The sequence below is a fragment of the Pseudodesulfovibrio thermohalotolerans genome, from assembly GCF_021353295.2.
GTDB classification, from domain to species: domain Bacteria; phylum Desulfobacterota; class Desulfovibrionia; order Desulfovibrionales; family Desulfovibrionaceae; genus Pseudodesulfovibrio; species Pseudodesulfovibrio thermohalotolerans.
Map to the genome: position 1 here is coordinate 1,667,501 of NZ_CP120635.1, position 25,060 is coordinate 1,692,560.

Consider the following 25,060-nt stretch of genomic DNA (forward strand, 5'->3'; position numbering starts at 1 on the left):
CTGACAGGGCTAGGGGCCCCACCAGGTTACCAACCCCTTTCAAACTCCGAATGCCGGTAAATGATGTGTGGCAGTCAGGCTATGGGTGCGAAGGCCCGTGGCCGAAAGGGAAACAGCCCAGACCAACAGCTAAGGTCTCCAAATCAATGCTAAGTGGGAAAGGTGGTGGAGTTGCTGATACATCCAGGAGGTTGGCTTAGAAGCAGCCATCCTTTAAAGAAAGCGTAATAGCTCACTGGCCTAGCGATTCTGCGCCGAAAATGTAACGGGGCTAAGCATTGTACCGAAGCTTTGGGTTCACAGCTTGCTGTGAGCGGTAGGAGAGCGTTCTCAGATGGGATGAAGGTATACCGTGAGGTGTGCTGGACTAATGAGAAGTGAATATGCTGGCATGAGTAACGATAAAATAAGTGAGAAACTTATTCGCCGTAAACCTAAGGTTTCCTGGGTAAAGCTAATCTTCCCAGGGTAAGTCGGCCCCTAAGGCGAGGCAGAAATGCGTAGTCGATGGGAAACAGGTTAATATTCCTGTACATGTATACGTGTGCGAAGGAGGGACGCAGGAGGATAGACGGTCCGGGTGTTGGATATCCCGGTGCAAGCGTGTAGGGTTGAGTTGCAGGCAAATCCGCAGCTCTGTGAGCCTGAGACGTGATGCCGTGTCATTAAACTGACTGAAGCCGTTAATTCCATGCTGCCAAGAAAATCTTCTAAGTTTAGCGTATGCATACCGTACCGCAAACCAACACAGGTAGGTGGGTCGAGCAGACCAAGGCGCTTGAGAGAACTCTGGTTAAGGAACTCGGCAAAATGACCCCGTAAGTTCGCGATAAGGGGTGCTCGATTCCGTGACCATTTAGCTATGTGAGCGGATTTGAGACGCAGGAATCGGGGGGGGCGACTGTTTACTAAAAACATAGGTCTCTGCTAAGTCGTAAGACGATGTATAGGGACTGACGCCTGCCCGGTGCTGGAAGGTTAAGAGGTGGGGTTAGCGTAAGCGAAGCTCTAAATCGAAGCCCCAGTAAACGGCGGCCGTAACTATAACGGTCCTAAGGTAGCGAAATTCCTTGTCGGGTAAGTTCCGACCTGCACGAATGGCGTAACGATCTCCCCGCTGTCTCAACCAGAGACTCAGTGAAATTGAATTACCGGTGAAAATGCCGGTTACCCGCGGAAGGACGGAAAGACCCTGTGCACCTTTACTGCAGCTTGACATTGGTATTTGATTAATAACGTGTAGGATAGGTGGGAGACTTTGAAGCGTGTACGCCAGTATGCGTGGAGTCGCCCTTGAAATACCACCCTTTATTACTTAGGTATCTAATCCATGACCGTGATCCGGTGTGGAGACAGTGTCTGGTGGGTAGTTTGACTGGGGCGGTCGCCTCCCAAATAGTAACGGAGGCTTGCAAAGGTTCCCTCAGGCTGATTGGAAACCAGCCGTTGAGTGCAAAGGCATAAGGGAGCTTGACTGTGAGAGAGACATCTCGAGCAGGAACGAAAGTTGGTCTTAGTGATCCGGTGGTTCCGAATGGAAGGGCCATCGCTCATAGGATAAAAGGTACGCCGGGGATAACAGGCTGATCGCGTCCAAGAGTTCACATCGACGACGCGGTTTGGCACCTCGATGTCGGCTCATCACATCCTGGGGCTGAAGCAGGTCCCAAGGGTACGGCTGTTCGCCGTTTAAAGTGGTACGCGAGCTGGGTTTAAAACGTCGTGAGACAGTTTGGTCCCTATCCTCCGTGGGCGTAGGAGAATTGAAAAGGGTCTGCCCCTAGTACGAGAGGACCGGGGTGGACGAACCTATGGTGTTCCTGTTGTCGCGCCAGCGGCATTGCAGGGTAGCTAAGTTCGGAAAGGATAACCGCTGAAAGCATCTAAGCGGGAAGCCCGCCTTAAGATAAGTTCTCCCTGGACGCAAGTCCCTAAAGATCCCTTGAAGACTACAAGGTAGATAGGCCGGAGGTGTAAGCAACGCGAGTTGTTCAGCTGACCGGTACTAATAGATCGTGCGGCTTATTTAACAAAATTAGGAATTCTCTCTTCCCCTATTGACTATATATTTGAACACCAAGTTCGCCAAATTTTCTTGGTGGCCAAGGAGGAGGGGGTACACCCGGTCCCATTCCGAACCCGGAAGTTAAGCCCTCCATCGCCGATGATACTGCATGGTAGCGTGTGGGAAAGTAGGTCGCCGCCAAGGAATATTTCAGCCCCCGGTCTTTTTGATCGGGGGCTTTCTTATGCGGCCCCATGTCAAGGACTCCCTATTTACTCGATTTCCCTATTTCTTAGGCCAGACTCCACCCTCACCATAACGGCTATTAGTTTGTATTCCTTTTCTTATTCGTGCTCTACGGCACCAAGTACCTATTCGGTACGTAAATCAGTTTAAGATCGCCATTTCTATTTTCGTGGTCTACGCCACCAAAGCCCCGCCGCGATCTTTGTTCACGACTGCGTTACAGGTAAGCTGAGCTTCCACAAAAGCGCGGCCAATTTACGAGCAAGCGCAGCTATTGCTTTTTGTGCCACACCATGTCGGCTATAAATTCGGTTGTAGAACTCCCTGGCCCACTCATCTCGCTGCTTCCACACCCAAGCTGCTTCAATCAGTAAACTTCGTAATCGCTTTTGACCGACCGGGCGAAGTGTTGCCTTACCCTTGCTGCCTCCACTTTGCCGCATCACTGGCGCAAGGCCCAGGTAAGCTGTCACCTCTTCGCTGCGATTGAAACGTTCCGGGCGGTAAACCTCTGCCGCAAAAGTCGTGGCCACGACTTCGCCAACGCCGGGAACGGACCTCATGGCGGCAATACGTCTTGCCTCGTCTTGTTCCCGGATGCTTATTCGCAAACGCTGATCCACTTTGCGTTGTGCACAAGCGAAGTACTCCAGTTCATCGAGCAAGCTTTCAAGAGTCTCTTTTGCCCCCGAAGGAAGTTCCACCTGATGAAGTGTGAGTATGGCAGCCTTGCTCCAATGGTCCAGATCGGCAGGCTCCTGCGCTCCAAGATAAAGAAGAAGTGAACGAATCCGTTGTTTAGCTCGACGAAGAGAGTCGGTGAGCTGATGCCTTCGACGCTCAAGAGCACGGAAGGCTTCAGCTTCAACGGAAGGAATGGCGATTGGTCTGATCAGGCCGGAGGCTGCCAGCTCTGCCAGTTTGCGGCAGTCCAGGCTGTCGGTCTTGTTGGTAGCGGTAATGGGGCGCGGGATTCGGCTTGGCGCAGCAACGACAACCGTAACACCTTCTGCTTCGAGGCTCCTGGCCAACTCAAAGCCAGTCGGTCCAGATTCATAGCAAACCGCGCCAACCTCAACAGGTAATGACATGACAAGCCGGGTGAGTGCTGTTGCATCAGCCGGACAAGTCCAGTCCTTCACGGCACCATCAGGTCTGAGCAAAGCCACGCTGAAACTCAGCTTATGGACGTCCACTCCTATCCATACCTTCTCGCCGGAAAACGCTTCAACAAACCGATGAACAGATGATACTTTGAGCTTTGCCATGTCGGCCTCCCTTGGTTTTGGGGTTCACTGGTACTGTTACCAGCAAAACTTGGGAGTGCCGACATGGTTTTATTGCCCAACCCCCGGCCTCCACAACCCCTCCCTCTTTTGTCCGTTCAAAGCCGCTCGCCCCGGCCAACACAATACGGTTTTGTTGATGGCCGCCAGCAGCGGGATAGATGTAAACTCACTCATCCATGGTGCTGGTAGCCCAACGTAGTCTCCCGTCGCCTCGGTGCATGACCCGGCGTGCCTTCCCTCTATTCCCTTTCCAACACACGATTAAACAATTTCCCCCTTGGCTCATACGCAAGCGTATGCCGGTTCCTAGCGTGTGCGAAAGCACACCAAGTCAGGCTGCACCGACTGGAGACAAAAGAGAGGCTTAAGAACGCTTGGAGGTGGATCGTGAGGCAGACGCTATCGGGCATGCCCCGCCAAGGAGAGCGTGCGCGGCGCGATGGCGGCCGCACACGCGCGTAGGTTTCGCGAGGCTAGAAGAAGAAAGGGGGGGCGCCGGCTAGAGGGGGGATGAACTGCGGAAGGAGATAATTCCCGCCGGGGAAAGATCAGTCATGTATGGCCCGGGTTTTGTGTGAGCGGAGCTGGCTGTCTCCGCTTTCGTCTAGGACGGATGTATTGGTCCGCGCATCGTTTGCATGTGCCATGGCGTGCGCGATTGGTGAAATGGCTATACGTTGGGAATGTTCTTGCGGGTGTGGTTAGGGTTTGAGATAGTATATTTAACCCAGATTCAGACTTGAAGGAGGGGCCGTGGCGAAGTTGAAGGCCGTACCCAAGGTCATACCCATCCGAAATAAGGAAATCACCAAGGAGAAGTTGGTCAAGGCCGTGGGAAAGGTCCTGGCCGAGGTGGGATTTCAGCGTTTGGGGGTGAACATGGTAGCCCGTGAGGCCGGTGTGGATAAGAAACTGATTTACCGCTATTACCACGGGTTGGAAGGGCTTGTCGCCGAGTACGGCCGAACGGTCGAGTTTTGGCCCACGGCTGAAGAACTGCTCGGTGGAGACGCTGAACGTATTCGGCAAATGGCTCCCCATGAGATTATGTCTCTATTTTTCAAACGGTATTTGCGGGCTATCCTGCACAGACCGCAGACTCTGGAAATATTGGCCTGGGAAGGGGTGGTGCGTAACGATCTGACCAAGGGGTTGGAAGACGTTCGAGTCAGGACGGCATTGGAATTCTTCGAACTGATGCAGACTGATCCGCCAGAGGAAGTGGATTTGACCGCGTTGGTCATGATTATGGCCGCCGCAGTCAATTTTCTCGCTGTCAGGTCTCGTATGCACGATAGTCTGGGGGGCGTGGATGTTCGTTCCGAGGCTGGCTGGAAGAGGATCGAGAATACGCTCGACTTGTTGCTTGAGCGGACGCTGCAACAATGACAAAGGCCCAGGTTACACAACCTGGGCCTTTATGCCGACGAGCCTATTTGGATTTGCCGCGCTTTGTCCAGAGCTTCATTTCCTTCATCTTCTTGCGGCGTTCGCGTTGCAGCGATTTGCAAACCAGGGGCAGTTTCTTTTTATAGCCGTACTGTTCGCGGTACTCTTCGGGAGTCATGCCGTGGGTAGCCAGATGTTTCTTGGTCAGTACCTTGAAGGATTTTCCACAGGCACAGCAGAGAATGGATTTCTCGCGGATGGCTTTTTGCGGATCCACGGCTGCCGGGGCTGCGCTGTCGACGGCCTCACCTTCGGCGATGGCTTTGATGCCGGCGGCCAGTTTCTGTACCATGGATGTGATTTCTTCCTCGGTCATGGTCCGAACGCTGGCCTGTGCCTTCACGATTTCCAACGCTTCTTGCAAATAATCTTCCATGGGAATCTCCTTAATTGTTCGGACCATCGGAAGAGGAGTGAATCCAGATATCGTTCCGCGTCCAATGTTATAATGCAAAACTTCACCGCAATTAAATTCTATTAAACATATGCTGTTCTGTGTCAAGATATTATAATTCAGCATACTGAGATGAATAATTGAGTCATGAATCAAATCACTCAAGAAGGTTCGGGACCAGTCGTTTATTCTCTATGGTCTTGATTCCTCAGCTTGTGTGAAGTATACGAAACAGTGTTGAGACGTTGTTTTTGAATAAAGTACAATCAATGGAGAGATGAATGAGTTCGGATGGCAATAAAATCCACAAGTTAGAGGCTGTGCACACTGAGAAGAGTGCCAATGATTCCGACGCGGAGCAGCCGGTGGCTCCCTCCGTGGCCGCCAATACCACCAGTCGCGACATGAGCAAGGTGGCGGTCATTGTTTCCCTGCTCGTCGTTGTTCTGTTGGTGATTTTCTTTTTTGGCATGAATCGTAACATCGCCGGACTGACTGAAGAGGTGAAGAGTTTGGGCGTGCTGCGACAGGATGTCACCAAGTTGGATGAGCGGATGCTGCAGATGGAGGAGGGGCTCCCCTCACAGATGAAGCGGATGCTCGCTCACGACATGGTCAACGAGATGGCCATGAAGGCTGCTTATCTTGGCAATACGCTTGAGGACCAAGCTCTTCGCGACAAGATGCAGGACATCATGCAGTCTCTCAAAGAGGTCCGCGGGGAATTGGAGAAGTAGTTTCCGTCTCGGACAGGAATGTGATCGGAGGTGTGGCAACTTGTTTGCCATACCTCTTTTTTTGAGCGTTGCATTGAACATGGTTGATCGTTAATGGTCAAAATTACCTTGACATTTCAATATATATTTAGTTTTGTCTAGTAGATTGATCAAATGCCAACAAGCGGTTGCAAGATGGGAAGGAAGTTTATCAGTTTGCGCGAAGTCGGGAGGCGGTTGGATATACCGCCGTCGACTGTCGTGTATTATAAGGATAAATTTGAAAAATTCATTCCGGTTGAGGGTGGGGATGGGCGCCGGGCGCGGTATCCAGTCGAGGTCTTGGAAATCTTCAGGAGGATTCGAAAGATGTTCAACGACAATTGGTCAACTGAACAAATAGAGCGAGAATTAGCCTTGAAGTTCGGTGTATTGATGGATGATTCTCGGTTTGATCAACCAATTGAACAAAATGTGTCCTCTCGTGTTGTGCAGGAGTTCGCCGGGGTGTTGTCCGGAATGGGCGATTTGTTGAACGATCAGTCGTTGTTTCGGAGCGAGATTCGTTCCCTTCGAGATGAGGTTGCGGCTCTTCGCGCGGAACGTGATGCTGATGCGGCCAAGCAGGAAGAGGCTGTCCGCTCGTTGCGTGAGGAGATCGCGTCGCTCAAACGCAGGTTGTCGGCTCGGGAGCGTGGCGGAACCATTAATTTCCCGTCAGCCGAATTCCTGTCCAGCCCGCTGGTCATCGCGTCCGGCGGCGAATACCTTGGTGTGCAGGGGAAGGGGCATAAACATTTTTCACTTGAGGATTTTGTTCAGCTCATAGAGCGCAAGGAGTCGGATACCGTGGCGGTGGAAACGTCCTGGAAACGGCAGGATGACCACTGGACGTTGGATGTTCGCACAGAGGATTCCGGCAGCGGGAGGGAGCAGAATATCGTACTGGAGGCGAGGAAGACGGTCACGCCGAGCCGGAACACGGTAACGGAGATAATTCGGCTTAATATAGACGGCAACGATGCACCCGACGCGCTTCTGCTGACGTTATTTCGCCAGTTGAAGTCTGTTTTCAATGGGTAACGAGCGTAATTGTTATAATCTTCTTCTAGAAAAACTCTTGATTGATTCGGTCGTTTCAATTATATAGCTACTGCCGAATATATTGTCAGGCACCAAGTTTCGCCGGTTCATGTGGAGGAGACGGTATGCCCCAGGTCGCTGCAAGAATTACTCATGATCAGGAAAAGTGGCTCAAGGACTATTTCAAGACCAAGAGTGCTGGAGCCGAATTTATCCTGCCCTGGGCAGTCGACGTCTTTTTCAAGTCCATTCGCAATGTTTCCAGTGATTTTTCCGTTGCCGAACTGAAGACGATTCTGGAATCCCACCGGGAAGTGAAGCTGTTGCCCAATCAGTCCAAGCAGGCGTACCTGCTGCTTCGGGTCGAGGAGGCGTGCGACGAGCACAACATCCACATCCAGCATGGGGCGAGCAAGAGCAACCTTGAGGTCAAGCTTCGCCGCCTAACCGATCTTCAGGCTACGGCCCTGATGATCTGGGCCACTGCATATTGGGTCAGCAAGGCCTGGAACGGCGTCTCTGTCGAAGACTACGTTAAGCTGTCCTGCGGTTGATCGGCGGCTTCAAGCCGCTTCCTTTTTTTTGCGATTGTCGGTTGTGGGTGATCTTACCCGCCGATGATCGTTGTTTTTTTGGAGGTTGAACCATGGAAAGACTTCCCTGCGTCCTGACCATCGCCGGTTCCGATTCCGGCGGGGGGGCTGGCATTCAGGCTGATCTTAAAGCCATAACCATGCTCGGCGGGTTCGGGGCGAGCGTTATCACCGCGCTGACTGCCCAGAATACCGCAGCCGTGACCGGCATTCATGCCCCTTCGGCCAGGTTTGTGGCTCTGCAACTCAAGACCGTGCTCGATGATATTCGGGTGGACGCGGCCAAAACGGGAATGCTCTTTTCCGCTCCGATCATCGAAGCCGTGGCGGACGGGTTGAAGAACAAGACTTTTCCCCTGGTGGTTGACCCGGTTTGCGTGGCTACAGCGGGCGGCAAGCTCCTGCAGGATGATGCCGTGGAGGCCATGGTGGACCGGATGTTTCCTCTTGCGGACCTGCTTACCCCGAACATACCCGAGGCCGAATTGTTCACGGGCATGAAGCTCAAGAGCAGGGAGGATGTCTTTCTGGCTGGAAGGCGACTGCTCGATATGGGGCCGAAGTCGGTGCTCATCAAGGGCGGACATGCCGATTCCCTGGCCGTGACCGACTGGTTCATGCGGCCGGGGGCCGAGCCGATTCCCTTCATGCAGCGGCGGGTCGACACGGATTGCACCCATGGTACAGGCTGTACCCTGTCCGCATCCATCGCCACCGGACTGGCCCGGGGACTGGATATGGAGGCGGCCATCCTGCGGGCCCAGGAGTATCTGAATCTGGCCTTGCGGGCCGGTTACCGGCTTGGAGAAGGGGGCGGCCCGCCCAACCATCTCGCGCCGAGGATAAAGGAGCGGGCCAGGGAGACTGTTTTGGCCGCGGTGGATGACCTGGGCAGACGGCTGGCGGCTGTTCCCGGGTTCGAAGCATTGTTGCCGCGCGGCAGGACCAATGTGGCCGTTGCCGTGCCTTTTGCTGATTCTTTTCGCGACGTGGCGGGTTTTTCCGGCGGGTTCATCGCCTTGGCGCGCGGTGGCGTGGATGTGATCGGATATCCCGATTTCGGAGCGCCTGAGCGTGCCTCGGCGTTGCTGCTGTCCGCTCGGATGGTGCTGCCGGAGGTTCAATGCGCCATGACACTGCGGGGCGGCGAGGGTGTCCGCGATGTTCTCGCCGAGCTTGGCATGGAGGTCGCCTGGATGGATTGGGAAGGGCGGCCCGAGTACGTCGACGGCGAAGGTCACGGGTTCGAGGAGTGGGGCGGATTGGAAGCCCTCAAGTCGCATCCGGTGCCGGGGGATGTCAGGGTGCTGGGCGATCCGGGCGGCACTGGCAGGGAGCCTGCCATTCACGTGCTGGCCGAAAACGTGGACGAGTTGCTGGTCGTTTTGCGCAAAATCACCGACAAGCTGGTCGGAAACGTCGATGAAATGTAGATTTCCGTCGCCGTACCGCCCCTATAGGTTGACATATGCGCGAGAGCTTGCTTAAACAGCACGTTCTTTTTGCGGGCGTGGCGGAATTGGTAAACGCGCCAGATTTAGGATCTGGTACCTCACGGTTTGGGGGTTCGAGTCCCTCCGCCCGCACCACAAAATGCCATATTTACGCGCCTGCCCAGGCGTTTGAGGAGGATACGTCTCATGGAATACAATGTTGAAGAACTTTCCCCGGTGAAACGCAAAATCACCGTGGATGTCCCTGCCGAAGAGGTCAATGCCGCTCTCTCCGCCACCGTTGCCCTGTATCGTATGCAGGCCGACGTCAAGGGCTTCCGCAAGGGCAAGGTGCCGTCCTCGGTCGTCGAGTCCAAGTACCACAAGCAGGTCTATGGCGAAGCGACCACCGATCTGATCAACTACCAGATCAACGAAATTCTGAGCGGCCTGGCCCTGCAACCCATGTCCCGCCTCGACGTGGATGCCGCGGAGCTGGTTCGGGACGAGGATTTCAGCTACTCCATCGAGTTCGAGGTCGCGCCCAAGCTTGACCTGCCCAAGTACAAGGGCCTTCAGGTCGACGAAGTGGACGTTGAAGTCTCTGACGACGAGGTCGCCGAAGTCGAGGAGCGCATCCTCGAAAACAACGCCGAAGTGAAGGTCATCGAGGACGTCCGCGCCCCGAAGGACGGCGAGGTTGCCTCCGTCAGCTTCGGCGCCTACCAGGATGGCAAAATCGTTGAGGGCATTCAGGCCGAGAATTTCGATCTGGTCCTGGGCCAGAATCAGGCCCTGCCTGAGTTCGAGGAGCTTATCAAGACCCTGACTCCCGGCGAAGGCGGCGAGACGGACATCACCTTCCCGGCCGACTTCATCAATGAGAATCTGGCTGGCCGGACCGTGACCATGAAGGCCAAGTTGCACGCGGTCAAGGAGCGCATCAAGCCCGAGATGACCGACGAAGTGGCCAAGAAGGCCGGTTTCAAGGATGTTGAGACCATGCGCAAGGGCATTCGCGAGTCCTATGCCTCCCAGCGCAAGCAGATGAGCAAGTCCGCCGCCCAGAGCGAGCTTCTGACTTCCATCATCGACGGCATCGATGAATTTCCCCTGCCGCCGGCCATGGTCGAGGATCGTATCGACCGTCTGCTGAAGGATCTGGAATACCGCCTGGATCGTCAGGGCAAGGGCTTCCAGTCTCTGGGCAAGACCCCCGAGGAGCTGCGTGAGGGCTTCCGCACCGAAGCCGAGGGCTCCGTGAAGACCGAAATTCTGCTGCTAGCCGTTGCCGCTGAGGAAGGACTGGAAATCTCCCCCGAGGAGATCGACGCCACACTGTCCCATCTGGCCATGCAATCCCGTCAGCCCCTGCACGAGCTGAAGAAGTACTATGAGGACAACAACCTCATCGTTCCTCTCAAGGACCGTCTGTTGTGCGACAAGGCTTCCGAGCTGATTTACGATTCTGCCGAGGTCAAGCTGATCGCTGCGCCCACCGAGGGTGCGGCCGCCAAGACCGAGACCGCTTCCGAGTCCGACGCGGACGGCGAGGCGAAGTCCGGCGGCATCCAGTTCAAGGACAAGGCCGAGGCTGTCGAGTGGGCCGTGAACACCTTGGGTCTCAAGGAATCCACCGCCAAGAGCTACTCCCTGTCCAAGCTCCAGGAGCGTGCCGACAAGTACGAGGCCGAACAGGCCTAAGCTTTCGGAAACGAAACAAGACGAGCGGCGGTCCGGGAACTTCCGGGCCGCCGTTTTTTTCAGCCGCTCTTGACCTTGCCTCGCGGATGCCTATTTGGTTCCGTGAGCGTGGGAAGTTTCCCCTTGTCCTCACAGGGGAAATATCTCATAATCAATGTCGTAAAACTGAGTGGATACGGGCCTTGGTCGCCCGTTTCGAGATAGCCGGAGAGCAATGATTTCCCTTCCGGCTTCCGATAAACCGCCCAATATCCTTCAAGGAGACATACATGGTCGCCATTCCGATGGTCATCGAAACAACCGGCCGCACCGAACGTGCGTACGATATCTATTCCCGGCTCCTCAAAGACCGGATCATCCTGCTCGGCAGCGCTATCGACGATCACGTGGCCAGCCTCATTTGCGCTCAGCTCCTGTTTCTGGAGTCCGAAGATCCGGAAAAGGAAATTTATATGTATATCAACTCGCCGGGCGGCGTCGTGACCGCCGGCATGGCCATCTACGACACCATGCAGTACATCTCCGCCCCGGTGGCCACCTTGTGCCTCGGCCAGGCGGCCAGCATGGGCTCGCTGTTGCTCGCGGCTGGCGAGAAGGGGATGCGTTACGCATTGCCGCACAGCCGAATTCTGATTCACCAGCCGCTGGGCGGCGCGCAGGGCCAGGCGTCGGATATTTCCATCCATGCCAAGGAAATTCTGCGCATGAAGGACGAGCTTAACGGCATCCTGGCCCATCATACCGGGCAGTCCCTGGAAAAGATCACTGCGGACACGGACCGCGATTATTTCATGTCGTCCGAGGAAGCCCTCGAATACGGACTCATCGACAAGGTCATGAAGTCCAGGGCGGACGTGGACGAAAGCATTAAGGGTTAACCGTCATGACGACTGAAAAGAAGAATAATTCACCGGATCTGTGCTGCTCGTTCTGCCGTAAGACGCAGGCGAAGGTGCAGCGGCTTATCGCCGGGCCGGACGTATACATCTGCGACGAGTGCGTCGCCCTGTGCAACGACATCATGGCTCAGGAGACCATCAGCGAGGAATTCGAGGATGGCCGCCTGCTCCCCCCGCAGGAGATCAAGGACCTGCTGGATCAGTATGTCATCGGTCAGGACCAGGCCAAGAAGATTCTGGCCGTGGCCGTGCACAACCACTACAAGCGTGTGCTGTATGCTTCGGCCAACACGGCTGCCGACGATGTCGAGATAGACAAGTCCAACATCCTGCTCATCGGGCCTACCGGCTCGGGCAAGACGCTGTTGGCCCAAACCCTGGCCCGGGTCCTCAAGGTCCCGTTCGCCATCGCCGACGCCACCACCCTGACCGAGGCCGGTTATGTGGGCGAGGACGTGGAGAACATCCTGGTGCAGTTGCTCCAGAATGCCGACTACGACATCGACGCGGCTTCCCGGGGCATCATCTACATAGACGAGATCGACAAGGTCGCCCGCAAGGGTGATTCCCCGTCCATCACCCGGGACGTTTCGGGCGAGGGCGTGCAGCAGGCTTTGCTCAAGATCATCGAAGGCACCGAGGCCAATATCCCGCCCAAGGGAGGCCGCAAGCACCCCCAGCAGGAGTTCATCCGCATGGACACCTCGAACATCCTGTTCATCCTGGGTGGCGCGTTCATTGGCCTGGACAAGATCGTGCAGCAGCGCAGGCAGGGCTCCGGAATGGGGTTCGGCGCCAAGGTCGAGGCCAAGAAGGAAATGGCTTTGGGCGAGCTTTTCGCCATGGCTGAGCCCATGGACCTCACCAAGTTCGGCCTGATTCCTGAGTTTGTGGGCCGTATCCCGGTTCAGACCGCTCTGGAGGAGTTGACCGAGGACGACCTGGTGCGCATCCTGACCGAGCCGAAGAATGCGCTCGTCAAGCAGTACCGAAAGCTTTTCGAGCTGGACAAGGTGGAGTTGACCTTCACCGAGAACGCGTTGCGGGCCATCGCCAAGAAGGCCATCGAGCGCAAGACCGGCGCGCGCGGTCTGCGCAACGTGCTGGAAAAGACCATGCTCGACATCATGTACAAGCTTCCGGCCATGCCCGACGTGCGCGAGTGCGTAATCAACACGGCCGTGGTCGAAAAGGACATGGATCCGCTGCTCCTGTATCATCAGGAAGTTAAGTCCGCATAGGACGCTTCGGATTGACATTCCGCCCGCGGGCCTTACTTTCACTGCATCGGCGGTAGCCCCCTTTTCGGGGGCGCACGCCTTATTTTAACCCTCGGAGGAATTAATGCCGACTTTCAGTTTCGACGGCAAGAAATCCCCTGATGCCATGACCCTCCCGATGATGTCGTTGAGGGAAGTGGTTATGTTTCCGAAATCCATCGTTCCGCTTTTCGTGGGACGTGAGGCCTCCATCAAGGCCATAGAGACCGCGGTAGCAGACTTCGGCAAGCAGATTTTCCTGGTCACCCAGAAAAGCCCTGAGAAGGAACACCCCGAAGCGGGTGACCTGTATCGGGTCGGTACGGTCAGCAAGATTTTGCAGATGCTCCGTCTGCCCGACGGCACCATCAAGGTGTTGTTCGAGGGCGTGTCCCGCGCTGAGTGGGACCCGGAAATCGACATGATCCCTTATGCCGAAGAGGAGGGCGACTACCCCAAGGCCCGGTTCCGGACCCTGGATGACGCCGGTGTGGATTCGGCCGAAGCCGACGCGCTTATCCGCGTGGTCCAGGATTCCCTGGAAGAGTTCGGCAAGGTCAACAAGAAGGTGGCCCCCGAGGCCATTCTGGCCATGTCCACCATCAAGGACGCGGGGCAGCTCGCCGACCAGATCATGCCGCACCTCAAGATCGATTTCTCTCGGAAGCAGGAGATTCTTGAAGAGCTGGATCCCAACCGCCGTCTGGAGCGCGTGTATGAGCTCCTGCTCGGCGAGATCGAGATCGTCTCCATCGAGAAGCGCGTCAAGGGACGCGTCAAGGAACAGATGGAGAAGAACCAGCGGGAGTATTATCTCAACGAGCAGGTCAAGGCCATCAACAAGGAGATGGGCCGAGAAGACGATCCTCAGGCCGAGGCGCAGGAGCTGGAGGCCCAGCTTGACGCCAAGCCCATGTCCGAGGAGAACCGCGAGCGGGTCCGCAAGGAAATCAAGAAGATGCGGACCATGCAGTCGTCGAGTGCGGAGTACACCGTGGTCCGCAACTATATCGACTGGGTGCTCGACCTCCCCTGGGACAATATCAAGGACGACAAGGATGTGGACATCTCCAGGGCCCGGGCCATCCTCGATGAGGATCACTATGGCCTGGAAAAGCCCAAGGAGCGCATCCTCGAATATCTGGCCGTGCAGACCCTGGTGGAGACCATGAAAGGTCCCATCCTCTGTTTCGTCGGCCCTCCGGGCGTGGGCAAGACCTCCATCGCCCGTTCCATCGCTCGTTCCATGGACCGCGAGTTCCTTCGCCTGTCTCTGGGCGGCGTGCGCGACGAGGCCGAGATTCGCGGCCATCGCCGGACCTATGTGGGCGCCATGCCCGGCAAGATCATCCAGTCGCTGAAGCGGGTGAAGTACAACAACCCGGTCATCTGCCTGGATGAGGTGGACAAGATGTCCGCCGATTTTCGTGGCGATCCGTCCGCAGCCCTGCTCGAAGTGCTGGACCCGGAGCAGAACTACGCCTTCAACGATCACTATCTTGATCTGGATTACGACCTGTCCAAGGTGTTCTTCATCACCACGGCCAACAATCTGGAAGGCATTCCGCTGCCGTTGCAGGACCGCATGGAGATCATCCGGCTGCCCGGCTACCTGGAAACCGAGAAGATGGAGATCGCCAAGGGCTTCCTTCTGCCCAAGCAGATCAAGCAGCACGGTCTCGGCTCCGAGAATCTCAAGATATCGGACAACGCCGTTCTGGACGTGATTCGCTACTACACGAAGGAAGCGGGCGTCCGTAACCTGGAGCGCGAGATCGCCTCCATCTGCCGGAAGACCGCCATGAAGATCGTGGATTCCCATGATCGCGACAAGTCCGTCACCGTATCCAAGCAGAGCCTGCAGAAGATGCTCGGCGTGACCAAGTATACCTACGGCGAGCGCGAGGAGGAATCCCAGGTCGGCGTGTGCAACGGTCTGGCCTGGACCCAGCTTGGCGGCGAGATGCTGCTCGTGGAAGTGGTACTTATGCCCGGCAAGGGCAAGGTGGAGATCACCGGCAAGCTTGGTGACGTGATGAAGGAATCCGCGAGAGCGGCAGTTTCCTACATCCGGTCCCGGTCTGACCTGTTGGGGCTCAAGCCCGACTTCTACAAGTTGGTGGATATCCACATCCACGTGCCCGACGGAGCCACTCCCAAGGACGGCCCGTCCGCAGGTATCACCCTGACCACGGCGCTTGTCTCCGCGTTGTTGAACATTCCGGTTCGCCACGACCTGGCCATGACCGGCGAGATCACCTTGCGCGGCCGCGTTCTGCCCATCGGCGGACTGCGCGAGAAGCTCCTGGCGGCCCATCGCGGGCTTATCAAGACCGTGCTCATTCCCGCGGAGAACGAAAAGAACCTCCAGGATGTGCCCAAGGAAATCCTCAAGGACCTTGAGGTGATCCCGGTCAAGACAATGGATCAGGTCATCGATAAGGCCCTGAAAGGGAGTTCCCGGAACGTCTGGGTTCGAAACCATGGCGAAGCGCCGGTAGCGGCCGGACTCCTCAAGGAGGAGTTCCAGCGGCCCGCACGCCAGTAAGCTTCCGCATCATTGTTTGAAATTAAAGCCCGACGGTTTTGCCGTCGGGCTTTTTCGTGTAGGCTGAAGAGAACATGGAGGTTTGTAATGAGCGAACTTACGAGAAAAGAACGCGCCATGGGCGCGATAGTCGGCATGTACGTCGGAGACGCCCTCGGGCTGGGACCGCATTGGTATTACGATCTCAACGAGTTGCGAGCCGCTTATGGCGATTGGATCACCGACTACATGCCGCCCAAGCCTGGGTGGTACCATGACGGATGCCTGGCAGGGGATGTTTCCCAGACCGGGCAGGTGTCCATGCTCCTGCTCGCTTCATTGGCTGAGCGCGGTGAATACGACGAGGCCGATTTCACAGGGCGTCTGGATGAATTCCTCGACACTCTGGACGGCACTCCTCATGGCGGACGGTATACGGATATCGCCATGCGCGAGGTCTGGCAGGCCCGCAAGGGGGGCGTGCCGTGGGCCGAGGCAGGCGGTTTGTCGGATTCGGGCGAGGCTGCCGTGCGCGGAGTCATGCTCGCCGCGCGTTACGCAGCTGATCCTCGCGGGCTGGCCGCTCATGCCATGTCCAACATTCATCTGACCCATGCGGAGCCCTTTGTGGCCGCTCAGTCGCTGGCCTTCATTCTGGCCGTTTGCAGGCTGATTCGGGGCAAGACGCTGGAAAATTCCGGCAAGTCGCTTATGGGGTGGGCGCAGAAGGAAGTGGACAGGGCGCTCATCGATGTGTTCCTGCAACCCGGACTGGTCCATCAGGCGGCGACCGATCCCGCAATCACGGTGGAACCGCCGGAGCGAATCGCCCAGATATACGGTCTGGCCTGTCAGCTCGGCTTCATGGTTCCTGCGGCGTACTGGCTTTCCAGCCGGTTTGCCGATTTCGAGACCGCTGTGCTTACGGCTGTGAACGGAGGCGGCAACAACATGGCTCGCGCCTGTCTGACCGGTGCTCTCTCCGGCGCGCTGGTCGGAATCGGCGGCATCCCGCAACGGTTCATCGACGGCTTGCGCGATCGGGACGAGATACTGGCTAACGCGGAAAAAGTTGCGTCTGTCCTGGAGTAGCTAGCCGGAAAGAGCCTGTCCCAGGTTGAGGGCGCTGATGGAGGTGAGCAGGGCGTTGTTCCTGAGCATCTGCATCCCCGGATTATCGCCTTTGGTGGTTGTCGAATTGTTGTTGTGCATCGCTTCCTTGGGATCGATGCCTCTCGGCTGGTAACCTTTTTCCCTTTCCTCTTCCTCTTTCTTGTCCGTTTTCCCGGGCATTTTGTCGGTCATTGCGGAGAGGTGGGATTTGGTCTTAACGCCCGTGATCTTTTCGAGTTCCTTCTCGATGTCGCGGATGCGTTCCTTTTGCTCGTCCGTGGGATTGCCTTCGGCCATGGCCATGGTCTGGGCCAGGAGGTTTTGCAGGAAGATTACCCGGCTCTGTTCTTCCGGGGTAAGCTCCTTCTTGAAAGAAAGGGCGGAGCCGGACGTTTCGTCCGCCTCTGCCTTGCCCGCTTCTTCTCCCACGGGCGATATGTTTCGCGATTGTCCTATCAGTCTGGCCGAGGCCTCCGGCCAGACGGTGGACATGTCCATTGATATCTGCATCTGTTCTCCTTGGGGGAAAGATATTCCGCCCACGGAGAAAATGCAGGAATCGTTCCGGAAAAATGCTCCTAAAAAAAACGCGGCCCGCTTGAAGCGGGCCGCGTTTTTTTAGGGAGTTAACGAATTTTCGATGTGATGTTGTGCTTGATCCAGGTGCCGTCCCACCATTCGATCGGTTGGGTGGGGATGCCCGCCACGATGATGCCGTAGTGGAGGTGATCGCCGCCTGCCAGACCGGTCGCTCCGGTGTGGGCGATGATCTGTCCTCTGGTGACCATGTCGCCGGGATGCACTTCGATGGATGAGAGGTGGGCGTAGAGGGACTGGAGCCCGAGACCGTGATCGAGGACCACCACGTTGCCGTAGATGCCCAGGAAGTCGGCGTAGACCACACGTCCGTCGTTGCCCGCCGGAACAGGGGCGTGCTTGACGCTGGCCAAGTCCAGGCCGAGGTGGGTCTGGTGGTCAACCTTTTTGCCTTTGTACATGTAGTCGCGCGCGTCGGCGAACCGGGCGCGGTTGGCGGCGTTGGGCAGCCGGACGAACGGGCCGGACCAGAGCATGGTCGGGCTGGTCTGGCGGCTGAACTCCACGAGCTTGGCGCGGTTTTCCCCTCGGATGGTGTTGTTGATGTAAAGGTATTGATCGAGCAGGGAGCCCTGGTTGGGAACCAGTCCCTGGAATTCCGGGATGGTCTGCTCCATGAAGTTGTCGGACAGGTTGATGCGGTCATGCCGGAAGGCACGCGGGTTGGTGTGGTAGTTGAAGGACCGCTTCGCGCTGTTGCCGGCTGCGTCCGAGGCGACGATGAACGGCTGGAAATCCTTGACCGCCGTGTCCCAGGGATGGGCGAACAGGCAGTAGTAAAGGAACCTGCCTTCGCCGCCGGGCTGCAAATGGCCCGGGAAGAAACGTTCGCCGACCTGAATGCCGGTGTTGGTCGCTTCCTCGCTCAGCGCGTAGACCATCAGCCCGGCTCCGCCCTGATTCAGGTTGTTGGTGGGGGACTCCACATAGATGCGCGGCGGGGTCAGGTCCAGGGAGTAGACTTTGCCGATTTTGGTCACGCCGGCTTCGCCAAAGGGATACAGGGAGGCGTCCCTGGCTGTGACTTCAATGGAGAATTGCCCCTCCGTGAGGGTACCTGCGCTCAGGGGAATGTCTTCCCGGACCTGCATGATGCCGCCGGGATAGCTCTTGGCGGCCAGAGGAACGCGCTTGTCGCCCTGGACAGCGTAAATTTCCAGGGATTTCAGCCCGCTGCCCGGATCGTCTATCTGGACGCTCAGGATGGATTCCTTGCCCAGTTGCGCCGCGTCGGGGGTGATGGATACCACCGGAGGAGTGGTGTCGCGGAAAATCATGAAGAGCCCGGCCGCAGTGGCCAGGAGGATGATGATGGCGAGAAGGCCGCCCAGGGGCAGCTTGCCGCCGCTTTTCTTTTTGGTCAATCTGGTATCTTTGCTCATGGTGCAATCCTAATGTAATTAATTCTAGACTATTTCTATAATAGAGAAGGAGAGGAGACAAGGGAAGAAGGTCGAAATTCGAAATGGGGGTGACAACCTGTCGGAATATGAAGAAAAAGCCGCACCTTGGAGTGCGGCTTCGTTTTGCCCGGTCCGACGCCTCAGGCGTCTTGCTCCAGTCCCTCCATGAGATTGATGGTCAGGCGCAAAAAGTCGGCTTCGGTGACGATGCCCACCAGTCCGCTGTTTTCGACGACGGGCAGACAGCCGTACTTGTTGTTGAGCAGGAGACGCGCGGCGTCCTTCAACGAGGTTTCGGGCTCCACCGAAACGATGTCCGCCCGCATGATCTCGCGGATGGGGATGCCGGAATCTATCTCCTTTTGCGTCTCCGGGTCGAGCCCCGCCAGTTTGGAGATGGTCGCGGACAGGATGTCCCGGTGGGTGATGAGCCCTGTGAAGGCGTTGTCCACCGTGACGATGGGGATGTGGCGGATGCGTTGCAGGTCCATGAGCTCCCGTGCGGTGTGCAGGGAGTCGTTCTCCTTGAGGGAGAAGACCGGCGACGACATGAGGTCCTTCACCTTCAGCATAGCTCCTCCTGGGTCTTAGGACATCCTCGGCCAAGGAAGGAAATGTGTCAAGATTTCTGCTCCCTTTTCGGGCATTCTTCGTCCCCCGAGTTGACTTGGCTGGTAAAATCTGTTCAGCATCCCGCAGGTGTTTCCGTTCATGGCGCACCGTATCCCCAGGAGAGACGATGGTTGACCCGGTAAGGCTCAGGGAGCGCATGGTGCGCGACCAGATTCAGGCGCGCGGCGTGACGGACAAGCGCGTGTTGGCGGCCATGCGCGAACTGCCGCGCCATACGTTCGTCGAAGAGGCTTTGGCCTACAAAGCCTATAGCGACGGGCCGTTGCCCATTGGCGAGGGGCAGACCATCTCCCAGCCGTACATTGTGGCGCTCATGTCCGAATTACTACAGGTGGAGCCGGGCATGAAAGTATTGGAGATCGGCACCGGTTCCGGCTATCAGGCCGCGGTTCTGGCGCATATGGGGGCCGACGTCTACACCGTGGAGCGCATCAAGAAGCTTTTTCACACCGCCCGCAAGCGGTTCATGGACATGCGCATGTTCTCGGTCAAGCTCAAGCTCGACGACGGGACGATGGGATGGCCCGAGGAGGCCCCTTTCGACCGGATCATCGTCACAGCGGGCGGCCCCGAGGTGCCTGAGCCGCTGGTGGATCAACTGGCCGATCCGGGCCGAATGCTCATCCCCGTGGGCGGGGCGCGCCGGAATCAGACCTTGATTCTGGTGGAGAAGAAGGACGGCCAAGTCACCCGCGAGGACAAGGGCGGCGTCGCCTTCGTGGACCTGGTGGGGAGCCACGGCTGGTAGGGGAGCGGAATATGGTCGGAAATCAGGCGAATCTCAGGACGGCCTTCATGGCCAGCCCCGGCCCGCGCAACCTGCGCGAGGCGGTTCTGCTGTGTCTCAAGGGCGTCTGCATGGGCGGAGCCGACATCATTCCCGGCGTGTCGGGCGGGACTATCGCCTTCATCACCGGCATCTACACCCAATTGGTGGACGCCATCCGTTCCGTGGACGCGCTTTTCGTCCGGCGGCTGCTGCGCCTGGATTTCACGGGAGCCCTGGCCGAGGTGCATTTTCGCTTTCTGGCCTGTCTGCTTTTCGGCATCCTGACCGCCGTGGTCAGCATGGCCGGGGTCATGAACTACATGCTCAACGTTCATCCCGTGGAGATATGGTCTCTGTTCTTCGGGCTCATCTTGGCCTCTATCTTCGTGGTCGGAAAGGAAATCAAGCCCCTCAACGCGGGCAACTGCGTCCTGATCCTGCTTGGCGCGGCGGGCTGCTATTTTCTGGTGGGCATGATTCCCGTGTCCACTCCCGAAACGTTGTCCTTTATTTTTCTGTGCGGGTCGATCGCCATCTGCGCCATGATTCTGCCGGGCATCAGCGGGGCGTTCCTGCTGCTCATGCTGGGCAAGTACGAATATGTGACGAGAACTCTCAAGAATCCGTTTTTGTGGGATAATTTTGTTATTCTCGTGGTGTTTGCCGCGGGAGCAGTGGTGGGCATTGTCCTGTTTTCAAGGGTGTTGCATTTTCTGCTGCATCGTTGGCACGCGGCCACGGTGTCCGTGCTGACCGGGTTCATGATCGGGGCTTTGCGAAAGGTTTGGCCCTGGAAAGAAGTCTTGGAATCGACGGTCATTCGTGAAAAGATACATATCCTGCGCACGCAGAATGTCCTCCCCGACGCTTTCGACGGGGGAGTGGCCCTCGCCATAGGGCTGTTCGCGGTGGGCGTGCTCGTCGTGATCGTCCTGGAGCGGTTGTCCAATCGCGCAAATTGAATAGGGTCTCCTTTGCGGGAGAAAGCAATAAAGAGAGAAGAGAATATGAGTGAGTGCAGTTCGGGCTCCTGCGGAGGCGGGGGCGACGGCAAGATCAGCGCCAAGATGAAAATTCAGGATGAGATGATCCGGTCCACCCTGGAGAAGATCAAGTACAAGCTGTTCATCATGAGCGGCAAGGGCGGGGTGGGTAAGAGCTCCGTTTCCGTCAACGTCGCCGCGGCGCTGGCCGCCCGGGGCTTCAAGGTCGGTCTTTTGGACGTGGACATCCACGGTCCTTCGGTTCCGACCCTGTTGGGCATCTCCGGCACCCTTGATATTGACCGAGGCTCCCTGATCGTTCCCAAGGAATACAACGAAAATCTCCACGTGGTCTCCATGGAGTCCCTGCTCAAGGACCCGGATCAGGCTGTGCTTTGGCGCGGTCCCATGAAGACTTCCGCCATCCGCCAGTTCATTTCCGACGTGCAGTGGGGCGCGCTTGACTTTTTGGTGGTCGATTCCCCTCCGGGCACCGGCGACGAGCCCATGACCGTGCTCAAGACCATTCCCGACGCCTTGTCGGTCGTGGTCACGACGCCGCAGGAGGTCTCCCTGTCCGATGTGCGCAAGTCCATCAACTTCCTGCAGTACGCCAAGGCTCCGATTCTCGGGGTGGTGGAGAATATGAGCGGGCTGATCTGCCCTCATTGCCACCAGGCCATCGACCTGTTCAAGAAGGGCGGCGGCAAGGACCTGGCCGAGAAGTACGGCCTGGATTTCCTCGGCGCCATTCCCCTGGACCCGGCCACTGTCGTGGCGGGCGATCTGGGGACCCCCGTGGTTTTGCTTGAAGAAGAGTCCTTCGCCAAGAACGCGTTCCTCAAGTTGGCGGACACCATCGCGGCGGCCGCCCAGAACAGCTTAGAGGCTGCCTCGACCTCAAACACATAAGGCGGGTGCGATGAATAAGAAGAACGTTTTCAACCTTCCGAACTGCCTGACCATGGCCCGAATCCTGGCGGCGCCCTTCATCGTGCTGCTGCTGTATTTCGAGATGTGGTTTCAGTCCCGTTTCGGCTCATACTTCGCCTTCGCCCTGTTTTTCCTGGCTTGCGTCACGGATTACTTCGACGGCAAGATCGCCCGCGGGCAGAACACCATCACCAACTTGGGCAAGTTTCTCGACCCTCTGGCCGACAAGCTGCTCATTGGCTCGGCCCTGATCATGTTGGTCAGGCTCGGGCCGGGGTGGGGCGTGCCTGCCTGGGTGGTGATAATCATCATCTGCCGGGAACTGGCGGTTACGGGAATGCGCGCCATCGCTGCGGAAATGGGCGAGGTTGTTGCCGCTGACAGGTTGGGCAAGGCCAAGACGCTGACCCAGTCCCTGGCCGTTGGCTTTTTGATCTTCCATTATCCCTTCTTCGGATGGGACCCCCGGTTTACGGGCGAGGTACTGCTGTATATCGCCCTTGCGCTGACCGTGGTGTCGGGCGGCCACTACCTGTACGATTTCTACAGGAAGTGGATCGTTTCTTCGGAAGAGGTCTGATCGGCCGAAAATGGCAGGAGCAGGGCGGTTCGGGCGAGTCTAGAATAAATCGAGAATCGTCCGCGCCGCCGATCAGCGTGCACATAACTCGTTGCCGTCCCGGGGGAAATTCCCTAATGACAGGGCAACGGTAACATGGTAGTTTTCAGTACGGCATAATTGTTCAAGATTCCGAAAAAAGGGTTAATACGCGAAGAGAGAAATATTAGAGATGCTTATGTCGGATTCCAGCTCGGTCAAACATCTTGTCCGCATAACCAACTGCCTCCAGACCATTCTCGATCTCGAGTCACAGCTGGAGCAGTTGGAAAACGGCCATTCCCTCCTGGACGAATTCGCCGTGCTCAAGTCGTTTCTCGAAAAGATCGACGAAGTTGAGCTGAGCGAATCGGATGTGGAGAGAATCGAGAGTGCGACATCGAATTTTCTCAAGGAATTGCAGGGGCCTTTGTCTCGTCGGCAATCCCGGGCCAGGGCGGAGCGCAGGCTCCAGTAGTCATGCGCGGCAGACTGATCTTTGCGGCGGTGCTGGTCTGTATCAACCTTTTTCTGTTTACCCGGTTGATATGGAGCGACCAGGGGGTTTTCGCCTACCTGGAGCTTAAGAACCGGTACGAGGTCCTGCGACAAAAGATCGAGTCCGTGGACGCCAGGAGTCTGGATCTCAGTCAGGAGATTCGTAAGCTCAAGTCGGACAAGGGGTACCAGGAGAAAGTCATTCGAGAGAGAATGAATTTTATCAAGAAAGACGAGCTGTTGTACATATTCCCGGACGAGAAGGACCAACCCCGCGGAGAAGGTGCCGATGTGCAAGAAAATTGAATGGTATCAGGAAGTTCTCTCCTTGGAGCCCGGCTCGCGGGTTTTTTTCCCTTTGGCCAAATTGTTTGTGGAGAACGGCCAGCCCGAGGACGCGGTCAAGACACTGCGCCAGGGGTTGGACAGGCATCCCGATTATCTCGAAGCGCGTATGCTCCTCGTGGAACTCCTGACCGAACTGGGGCGCGAGGACGAGGTGCTCGAACAGTTGGAACGGGTTATCAATCCCTTGCGGGATTATCCCGCGTTCTGGCGCGGCTGGGCCAGGAGTCTGCCCCCTGAGCAGCGCGACCTGGCTGTTTATCTTATGCTGGTGGCTTCCAATCTTTCCGGCGACATCATCAAATGGACCGATGTGGTCTTCGAGGGCATAGGCGCTTTGGCCGACCGCCTTGTGGGTGCGCCGCTGCCGCCTCCTGTCGACGCTCCGCCTCCCTTCACGCTGCCCGAATTGATCCGTCCCGGCTTTGACGACGACGGCGAGACTCGGGATTTCAGGCCGGGCACCGGCTCGTTCAGGACCAAGACCATGGCTGACCTGCTCGCGTCTCAGGGGGATGTCGAGGGCGCACTTGAAATCTATCGCGATTTGTTGCAATCAACCGTGTCCGACGAACGGCGTGCGGAATTGCAGGACAGGATCGTGCAATTGGAGCGTCGCCGGGACGGCCGAGGGCCGGACGGGGAAGGGGACGACGCCTTCGGCGCACAGGCCAAGGATCGATTGATAAGCACCCTTGAGACTCTGGCCGCCAGGTTCGAGGCCCGGATTCAGGGCTAGGCGAAACAGTAAGGGACGCCCGCCGCGTAACGGTGCGGAACGTCCATGCATGAAAGCGGGAATATGCGATATTTTATTTTGATTCTCCTGGCCGCCGCGTTGTTGCTCGGCGGTTGCGGCATGTGGGACACCACTGCCGAGTATACCAAGGAAACCTGGCAGACCACGCGCGATTTCGTGGACCCTCCGCCGACCATCGACACCGACAGCTATCAGTTCACCAATCCCAACCAGGAAAAGTTGGCCAAGCTCATTTCCCCTGTGGACGGGCCGCTGACTTCCCTGATCCGGTTCGTGAACGATACCGATACGCTGCCCGGCATTGACTGGCTTGATCTGCTCATGGCCCGCTTCCCATGGGTCGACCGGGTGCTGGTCACGGACGAGGAAGGGACCATTATCTTCATGCAGCCCGATCTGCCTGTGAAGCGCATCAGCAAGCCCCTTGTTTTCGAAGGGGTGTGGCGACAGGTTTCCCTGCTTACCGTGGTCGATTATTCCGACTTCGGGCCGGAAATGTATATCGGGCGGCCTTACTTTGAGGATACTCGGTTCAGCGGGCTGATCGGCGTGGGTTTTGATCCCAGGTCCCTCATGCGTCTGAGCCCGGATCCCAAGTCGCTGATTATCATTCACCCTGGGCACAATGTCTGGTCCCTGGGCGCCGATGTGGACAAGCAAGCCATGCTGGCCGTGGACTGGGAGGACATTCTCAAGAATGATGTCCATGGTCAGGTACAGGTGGGCAACCGTTATTATTCCTGGCTGACCCGTTATGTTGGTGAGGATCAATACGTCTACGTCACTGAGAGCGTGGACCCCAACGCAGAGGGAAGCTGGTGGCCGTTTTAG

Annotated in this window: 23 protein-coding genes, 1 tRNA gene and 2 rRNA genes (1 of these 26 only partly in view); 21 read left to right on the forward strand and 5 right to left on the reverse strand. The window is 57.1% G+C overall.

Annotated features, from left to right (window positions below; genetic code table 11):
• Positions 1–2,030, forward strand: a 23S ribosomal RNA gene (locus LF599_RS07805) (it extends 908 nt beyond the left edge of the window).
• A 64-nt stretch (positions 2,031–2,094) separates the two neighbouring features.
• Positions 2,095–2,209 (forward strand): 5S ribosomal RNA (gene rrf, locus LF599_RS07810).
• A gap of 248 nt (positions 2,210–2,457) precedes the next feature.
• Here rrf and LF599_RS07815 read toward each other — a convergent pair.
• Positions 2,458–3,519, reverse strand: a complete 1,062-nt coding sequence (locus LF599_RS07815; RefSeq protein ID WP_269942321.1) for an IS110 family RNA-guided transposase — start codon at positions 3,517–3,519, stop codon at positions 2,458–2,460.
• A 774-nt stretch (positions 3,520–4,293) separates the two neighbouring features.
• Here LF599_RS07815 and LF599_RS07820 point away from each other — a divergent pair.
• Positions 4,294–4,929 (forward strand): TetR/AcrR family transcriptional regulator, encoded by a 636-nt coding sequence (locus LF599_RS07820; protein ID WP_279522898.1) that lies wholly within the window; start codon positions 4,294–4,296, stop codon positions 4,927–4,929.
• 43 nt (positions 4,930–4,972) lie between these two features.
• Here the strand turns inward: LF599_RS07820 and LF599_RS07825 are convergent, their stop codons facing one another.
• On the reverse strand, positions 4,973–5,365 hold the full coding sequence (locus LF599_RS07825; RefSeq protein WP_269943145.1) for a MucR family transcriptional regulator: 393 nt from the start codon (positions 5,363–5,365) through the stop codon (positions 4,973–4,975).
• A 299-nt stretch (positions 5,366–5,664) separates the two neighbouring features.
• On the opposite strand from LF599_RS07825, the gene LF599_RS07830 reads away from it, so the two are divergent.
• The 10 genes from LF599_RS07830 (at position 5,665) to LF599_RS07875 (ending at position 16,689) form a co-directional block, all read left to right on the forward strand.
• A complete protein-coding gene (locus tag LF599_RS07830; protein ID WP_279522899.1) occupies positions 5,665–6,120 on the forward strand; it encodes a hypothetical protein in 456 nt (151 codons plus the stop codon).
• 174 nt (positions 6,121–6,294) lie between these two features.
• A complete protein-coding gene (locus LF599_RS07835) occupies positions 6,295–7,182 on the forward strand; it encodes a MerR family transcriptional regulator (protein ID WP_269943148.1) in 888 nt (295 codons plus the stop codon).
• A 125-nt stretch (positions 7,183–7,307) separates the two neighbouring features.
• Positions 7,308–7,736 carry a hypothetical protein gene (locus LF599_RS07840; RefSeq protein ID WP_269943149.1) on the forward strand — a complete coding sequence of 143 codons (429 nt, stop codon included), beginning with the start codon at positions 7,308–7,310 and terminating at the stop codon, positions 7,734–7,736.
• A 92-nt stretch (positions 7,737–7,828) separates the two neighbouring features.
• Positions 7,829–9,208, forward strand: a complete 1,380-nt coding sequence (gene thiD, locus LF599_RS07845; RefSeq protein WP_279522900.1) for a bifunctional hydroxymethylpyrimidine kinase/phosphomethylpyrimidine kinase — start codon at positions 7,829–7,831, stop codon at positions 9,206–9,208.
• Between the two features lie 71 nt (positions 9,209–9,279).
• Positions 9,280–9,364: transfer RNA gene (locus LF599_RS07850), tRNA-Leu, on the forward strand.
• 51 nt (positions 9,365–9,415) lie between these two features.
• Entirely contained in the window at positions 9,416–10,912 is a 1,497-nt protein-coding gene (gene tig, locus LF599_RS07855; protein WP_279522901.1) for a trigger factor, read from the forward strand.
• A gap of 269 nt (positions 10,913–11,181) precedes the next feature.
• A complete protein-coding gene (clpP, locus tag LF599_RS07860; RefSeq protein ID WP_279522902.1) occupies positions 11,182–11,790 on the forward strand; it encodes an ATP-dependent Clp endopeptidase proteolytic subunit ClpP in 609 nt (202 codons plus the stop codon).
• A gap of 5 nt (positions 11,791–11,795) precedes the next feature.
• Positions 11,796–13,052, forward strand: a complete 1,257-nt coding sequence (gene clpX, locus LF599_RS07865) for an ATP-dependent Clp protease ATP-binding subunit ClpX (RefSeq protein WP_279522903.1) — start codon at positions 11,796–11,798, stop codon at positions 13,050–13,052.
• 103 nt (positions 13,053–13,155) lie between these two features.
• A complete protein-coding gene (gene lon, locus LF599_RS07870; RefSeq protein ID WP_279522904.1) occupies positions 13,156–15,618 on the forward strand; it encodes an endopeptidase La in 2,463 nt (820 codons plus the stop codon).
• 87 nt (positions 15,619–15,705) lie between these two features.
• Entirely contained in the window at positions 15,706–16,689 is a 984-nt protein-coding gene (locus LF599_RS07875) for an ADP-ribosylglycohydrolase family protein (protein WP_279522905.1), read from the forward strand.
• Here the strand turns inward: LF599_RS07875 and LF599_RS07880 are convergent, their stop codons facing one another.
• The 3 genes from LF599_RS07880 to LF599_RS07890 all read right to left on the reverse strand — a co-directional run bounded on the left by LF599_RS07880 (position 16,690) and on the right by LF599_RS07890 (position 19,282).
• Positions 16,690–17,220, reverse strand: coding sequence for a hypothetical protein (locus LF599_RS07880; RefSeq protein WP_269943152.1), 531 nt, complete (start codon positions 17,218–17,220; stop codon positions 16,690–16,692). It lies immediately after the preceding gene.
• Between the two features lie 116 nt (positions 17,221–17,336).
• Positions 17,337–18,689 (reverse strand): M23 family metallopeptidase, encoded by a 1,353-nt coding sequence (locus LF599_RS07885; protein ID WP_279522906.1) that lies wholly within the window; start codon positions 18,687–18,689, stop codon positions 17,337–17,339.
• Between the two features lie 161 nt (positions 18,690–18,850).
• Positions 18,851–19,282, reverse strand: coding sequence for a CBS domain-containing protein (locus tag LF599_RS07890; RefSeq protein ID WP_279522907.1), 432 nt, complete (start codon positions 19,280–19,282; stop codon positions 18,851–18,853).
• 167 nt (positions 19,283–19,449) lie between these two features.
• Here LF599_RS07890 and LF599_RS07895 point away from each other — a divergent pair, with 167 nt between their 5' ends.
• The 8 genes from LF599_RS07895 (at position 19,450) to LF599_RS07930 (ending at position 25,060) form a co-directional block, all read left to right on the forward strand.
• A complete protein-coding gene (locus LF599_RS07895; protein WP_279522908.1) occupies positions 19,450–20,091 on the forward strand; it encodes a protein-L-isoaspartate(D-aspartate) O-methyltransferase in 642 nt (213 codons plus the stop codon).
• 11 nt (positions 20,092–20,102) lie between these two features.
• Complete coding sequence (locus tag LF599_RS07900; RefSeq protein ID WP_279522909.1) at positions 20,103–21,074, forward strand: DUF368 domain-containing protein; 972 nt, start codon at positions 20,103–20,105, stop codon at positions 21,072–21,074.
• Between the two features lie 45 nt (positions 21,075–21,119).
• On the forward strand, positions 21,120–22,007 hold the full coding sequence (locus tag LF599_RS07905) for an Mrp/NBP35 family ATP-binding protein (RefSeq protein WP_279522910.1): 888 nt from the start codon (positions 21,120–21,122) through the stop codon (positions 22,005–22,007).
• 10 nt (positions 22,008–22,017) lie between these two features.
• Positions 22,018–22,608, forward strand: a complete 591-nt coding sequence (gene pgsA, locus LF599_RS07910; protein ID WP_279522911.1) for a CDP-diacylglycerol--glycerol-3-phosphate 3-phosphatidyltransferase — start codon at positions 22,018–22,020, stop codon at positions 22,606–22,608.
• A gap of 217 nt (positions 22,609–22,825) precedes the next feature.
• Positions 22,826–23,104, forward strand: a complete 279-nt coding sequence (locus LF599_RS07915; RefSeq protein ID WP_269943322.1) for a hypothetical protein — start codon at positions 22,826–22,828, stop codon at positions 23,102–23,104.
• A gap of 2 nt (positions 23,105–23,106) precedes the next feature.
• The gene (locus tag LF599_RS07920) at positions 23,107–23,430 is read left to right on the forward strand and encodes an FtsB family cell division protein (protein WP_279522912.1); all 324 of its coding nucleotides are present in this window, start codon (positions 23,107–23,109) and stop codon (positions 23,428–23,430) included.
• On the forward strand, positions 23,414–24,208 hold the full coding sequence (locus LF599_RS07925; protein WP_279522913.1) for a tetratricopeptide repeat protein: 795 nt from the start codon (positions 23,414–23,416) through the stop codon (positions 24,206–24,208). The genes LF599_RS07920 and LF599_RS07925 overlap by 17 nt, the downstream gene beginning before the upstream one ends.
• A gap of 63 nt (positions 24,209–24,271) precedes the next feature.
• Positions 24,272–25,060 (forward strand): hypothetical protein, encoded by a 789-nt coding sequence (locus tag LF599_RS07930; protein WP_279522914.1) that lies wholly within the window; start codon positions 24,272–24,274, stop codon positions 25,058–25,060.